General features: G+C 71.6%; 6 protein-coding genes. 4 read left to right on the top strand and 2 right to left on the bottom strand.

Features of this window, described 5'->3' with window-relative positions:
- From VMN58_03480 to VMN58_03465, 4 genes are all read left to right on the top strand, one after another.
- Positions 1-877: acyl-CoA dehydrogenase family protein (locus tag VMN58_03480; GenBank protein ID HUF32254.1), on the top strand; the 877-nt coding region annotated here is incomplete at its 5' end.
- A 35-nt stretch (positions 878-912) separates the two neighbouring features.
- A complete protein-coding gene (locus tag VMN58_03475; GenBank protein ID HUF32253.1) occupies positions 913-1182 on the top strand; it encodes a hypothetical protein in 270 nt (89 codons plus the stop codon).
- Positions 1179-1691, top strand: coding sequence for an HNH endonuclease (locus tag VMN58_03470; GenBank protein HUF32252.1), 513 nt, complete (start codon positions 1179-1181; stop codon positions 1689-1691). The genes VMN58_03475 and VMN58_03470 overlap by 4 nt, the downstream gene beginning before the upstream one ends.
- The gene (locus VMN58_03465) at positions 1688-2344 is read left to right on the top strand and encodes a hypothetical protein (protein HUF32251.1); all 657 of its coding nucleotides are present in this window, start codon (positions 1688-1690) and stop codon (positions 2342-2344) included. The genes VMN58_03470 and VMN58_03465 overlap by 4 nt, the downstream gene beginning before the upstream one ends.
- Positions 2345-2942: 598 nt before the next feature.
- On the opposite strand, the gene VMN58_03460 is transcribed toward VMN58_03465, so the two are convergent.
- Both VMN58_03460 and VMN58_03455 read right to left on the bottom strand, forming a co-directional pair.
- Positions 2943-3146, bottom strand: a complete 204-nt coding sequence (locus VMN58_03460; GenBank protein ID HUF32250.1) for a hypothetical protein — start codon at positions 3144-3146, stop codon at positions 2943-2945.
- Positions 3147-4003: 857 nt separating this feature from the next.
- On the bottom strand, positions 4004-4463 hold a 460-nt coding region (locus VMN58_03455; GenBank protein ID HUF32249.1), incomplete at its 5' end, for a spore surface glycoprotein BclB.

The following is a 4463-nucleotide window of genomic DNA, read 5'->3' as shown; positions in this document are numbered from 1 at the left end:
CCAGGGCTACTCCGAGCCGAACGCCGGCTCCGACCTGGGCAACCTGGGCTGCCGGGGCACGCTCGACGGCGAGGAGTGGGTGATCAACGGCCAGAAGATCTGGACCTCGGCCGGGCACCTCGCCAACTGGATCTTCGTGCTGGCCCGCACCGACCCTGACGCCCCCAAGCACCGGGGGATCTCCTTCCTGCTCGTGCCGATGGACCAGCCCGGCGTCGAGGTCCGCCCGATCGAGATGATCAACGGGGACTCCGAGTTCAACGAGGTCTTCTTCTCCGACGCGCGTTGCCCGAAGGAGAACGTCGTCGGCGGCGTGAACAATGGGTGGGCCGTGGCCATGACCCTGCTCGGCTACGAGCGGGGCGACGCCGCCGCCACCTTCCCGGTCATGTTCCGCATCGAGCTCGACCGCCTGACTGCCATGGCCCGCGAGCGGGGCCTCGACGACGACCCCGTGATGCGCCAGCGCCTCGCCCGGGCCCACAGCACCGTCGAGATCATGAAGTGGTCGGGGTGGCGCACCCTGACGGCGTACCTCTCCGGCGCCCACCCGGGACCCGAGGCCGGCCTGTTCAAGCTTCAGTGGTCCGAGTACCACCGGCGCGTGTCCGAGCTCGCCGTCGACATCCTCGGCGCCGATGCGCTCGCCCCATCGGGCCGGGCGCCGGCATCGAGCTTCCAGACCGACGACCCCGGCGCCCCGAACGACTCGGCCTCGTGGGTGGGCACGTTCCTCACCGCCCGGGCCGGCACCATCTATGCCGGGTCCAGCGAGATCCAGCGGAACATCGTCGGCGAGATGGTCCTCGGACTGCCGAAGGAGCCCCGACCCGAGGGGGCAGGAGCATCGTGGAAGGCCCAGCAGCAGCGGAGCTGAGCCGGTCCGGTCCGCCAGCTGCCCAGCCACGACGGATGGGGATGCGGGCGGCCGTGGCGGCCATCGCGACCCGACCGCGCCTGTGGCCCGCTGCGCTGCGCCAGGCTCGGGCGCTCGTGGTGCCGGGCTGGTGGCGGCGCCGCCCGTTCCTCCCGGTCCCCGACCGGGCCTGGCTGCGCTTCCGGATGACCACCGCCTACGGCGACCCGGGCGCCGGCATCGACGTCGAGGACCTGCTCACCTGGCTGGCCTGGACCGACACCACCCGGCCGGCACCACCCGTCGGGGGACCCGACCGGCCATGACCGCCCGGGCGCTGGTGCTGAACGCCTCCTACGAGCCGCTCTCGGTGGTCTCGGCCCGACGTGCCACCGTGCTGCTGCTCGGCGACAAGGCCGACCTCGTGTCCCCGTCCGGTCTGGTGTTCCACTCCGAGCGCCTCGTCGTCGAGGTGCCCTCTGTGGTGCGGCTCCGCCACTTCGTCCGGGTGCCCTTCGCCCGCCGTGCGGCGCTCAACCGGCGTGCCGTGTTCGCCCGCGACGGGGGGCGGTGCCAGTACTGCGGTGACTCGGCCGACTCGATCGACCACGTCGTCCCCCGGGCCCGGGGCGGCCCACACACGTGGGAGAACGTGGTGGCCGCGTGCCGGCCGTGCAACGTCCGCAAGCGGGACCGCCTCCTACCGGACACCGGCATGGCGCTGCGGACCACGCCGAGGGCCCCGGCGGGTCACTCGTGGATCGTGGTGTCGGTCGGCGCGGTCCCCGACGACTGGCACCCGTACCTCGCCCTCGAGCCGGCCCTGTCCGCGTGACGGGCTGGGTCGTCGAGCACCACCGCGGACCGGCCGGCGAGCTCCACGCCCTCGAGGTCCCCGACGACGGCACGCCCCGGGTGTGGGTCCTCGACGCCACCGGCCCCGCCGTCGTGCTCGGGTCCACCCAGCGCGACGAGGTCATCGACGCCGAGGCCGCGCACGCCGCCGGCGTGGCCGTGGTGCGACGCCACAGCGGGGGAGGGGCCGTGTGGGTCGGGCCCGGGGACCCTCACTGGGTCGATGTCATCGTCCCGAGGGGCCACCCGCTGTGGAGCGACGACGTCGGTCGTGCCTTCCTCCCGATCGGTCGGGCGTGGCAGCAGGCGCTCGCCTCCGTCGGGGTCGGCGGCACGCACCTCCACGAGGACGCGCTGGCGTGCGGACCGCTCGGCGGCACGGTCTGCTTCGCAGGTCGCGGGCCGGGCGAGGTGCTGGTGGGCGACGCCAAGGTCGTGGGCATCAGCCAGCGACGGACGAGAGCCGGCGCCCGCTTCCAGTGCGCCGTGCCCGTGCACTGGGATCCCGCCCTACTCGCCGCCCTGCTGCAAGACCGCCCCGACGTCGGCCTCCTCGCCGCAGTCGGACGAGGCATCGGCGAGCACATGAGCAGGGAAGAGCTCGTCGAAGCGCTCGTCACCGCCCTGCGCTGAGCGCACCACGGACAGAAACTGGCTGGGAGGTCGTCGCACACGGGCTTCGTGCTGTGCGCAGAGGGCGAATCCGGAACGGCGCCGCACCCAAATCCAGAACGCGGAAGTCCGGCGCCGCAGGTGAATCCAGAATCCGGAGGCGGCATCGGTCACGTCCCGTGCGGGTAGTCCCCACCCGCGCAGCGCCACGCCCGCTTGGCCCAGCACAACGCGACGGACCGCCCGCCCGAAGGCAGGTCACGGACCCACGCCCGCCGGCGGGAATCGGACACCGCCACGACCCCGCAGCCCGGGCAGCCGACCTGCGCCGCGGTCGTCTCGATGAGCTCATGGAGCTCACCGTCGACCTCAGCGGCGGCGACCGCCTCGAAGCCGTCCAGTCCGAGACGTGCCGGCCCGTCAGGGCTACCGTCAACATCCACCCGTGGTCTCCGAGGCCTGCATCTGTGAGAAGCGGCAAGACTTGCGCGAGACCGGGGGCCTCAACGGTGGATCATCATCCGAGCACCGAAGCGCCCGCCACCACGCAACCGCGTAGAACCCGTAGTCCCACCCGCGTGGTGCATCTCCTACGAGAGGGAGAGAGCGGCCAAAGACCTCAGCGTCCGCTCGGCAAGCAACCATGTAGGCGCTTGTCGATCGCCGTTACGGCAGCTTCGTTCTGCGCCAGGCTCACTTCCTTGTTGAAGTCGCGCGCAACAACGTTGACCGCTATCCAGGCATCGGCGTTCGCGGATGCCTGTGCGCACTTCGTCTGTCGCACAGCTTGCTGCGCGACGACGACAACCGACGCAGTGGTCACGACCATGCAGATCGTGAGAAGCGCGTAGAAGATCCAGCGGCCGCTGCGGAAGCGAACGCCTCCACCATCAGTCGCTACCGATGGACTCCTTGCCATTTCTCGTCCTCCTCCGGGTCCAGTACCGCTCAGCGGGTCAGCTGCGTCACGGACTCTGGGCCGAGGCTAGGGACCGTGAGCCAAGCTCCGCATCCGGTCCATCGAGAAGGTGGGCGCCGTCGAGAGATACTGAGCGCGGAAACGCGACCGGCACCACCGTGCTCATGCCGTGGTCGAGTTGGACATCCGCGACCTGAAAAGAAGGCTCCGGCATGGGCCACTGCCCGTCCGGGGTGTTCTTCGCCAACGCCGCCTGGCTCGCCTGCGCCGTGCTGGTCCACAACCTGTTGCGTTGGACAGTCCGTCTCGGCGGCATGCGACCCGACGACTCGTCGTCACCCCGCACGGTCCGACGCCAGCTCATCGACCTGCCCGGCCGGCTCGTCAACCTCTCGGGCCACCCACCCTGGGCATGCCCACCAACTGGCCATGGCGACACAGCTTCACCCGCGCCCCCGACACGCTGCGCGCCGTGTCCGCCGTCCCGGTCTGAGCATCGTCAGCGGATTGGCAGCACCGCAGAAGCACCCAGCGCGCCCACAACCGACCGCCGCCCACGACCCTGACCCGACGCGCCCCGAGACACCCCCGCCACCGGCTACGCCCACCTTGAGCTGCTCGACCGACCCATCAGGTCGGTGGATCCAGGCTAAACGGCGCGCCGCTGACCAGAGCTCGAGCGAGGGGAGCCAAGAGTGGCCGTCGCCAGGGGGTGCGCGAGGCGCCTCCTCGCTGGCGGCGCTTCAGGTCAGTGGGCGGGGTCAGGACGCACAGAACGCGTACGCCGTGAGGGTGCCTTGGACGTTGCCTTCGACAGTGACCGTCCACCCCGTCCCACTCGACGTCGGCCCGCTAATCAAGAGCCTCCTGTTGCTGGTCTGGGTGATCCCGCCGCCAGTCAGCCTCTCCCCGGTCAGACAGCTCACGCTCGCCGTCGATCCCGACTCCACGGTCGCGGAGCGGAGGGTCACCTCGAAGGTCCCGGTCGGACCGGTCGGACCGGTGGGGCCAGCGGGACCGGTCGCGCCGGTGTCACCGGTGTCGCCCTTGGGGCCAGCTGGGCCGGTCAGGCCGGTCAGGCCCTGGGGACCGGTGGCGCCATCCGAACCCGCGGGGCCGGTGTCGCCCTTGGCGCCGGTGGCGCCGGTGGCGCCGGTGTCACCGGTGTCGCCCTTGGGGCCAGCTGGGCCGGTCAGGCCGGTCAGGCCCTGGGGACCGGTG

This window comes from Acidimicrobiales bacterium (genome assembly GCA_035512495.1).
Lineage (GTDB): Bacteria > Actinomycetota > Acidimicrobiia > Acidimicrobiales > CADCSY01 > DATKDW01.
Note: the sequence above shows the minus strand (reverse complement) of the source record. Positions and strands in the feature narration are given on the sequence as shown.

What these genes read in the sequence shown, in the direction of transcription:
- VMN58_03475 (HUF32253.1), top strand. Translation starts at nt 913, where the DNA reads ATGGGGATGCGGGCGGCCGTGGCGGCCATCGCGACCCGACCGCGCCTG.
- VMN58_03470 (HUF32252.1), top strand. Translation starts at nt 1,179, where the DNA reads ATGACCGCCCGGGCGCTGGTGCTGAACGCCTCCTACGAGCCGCTCTCG.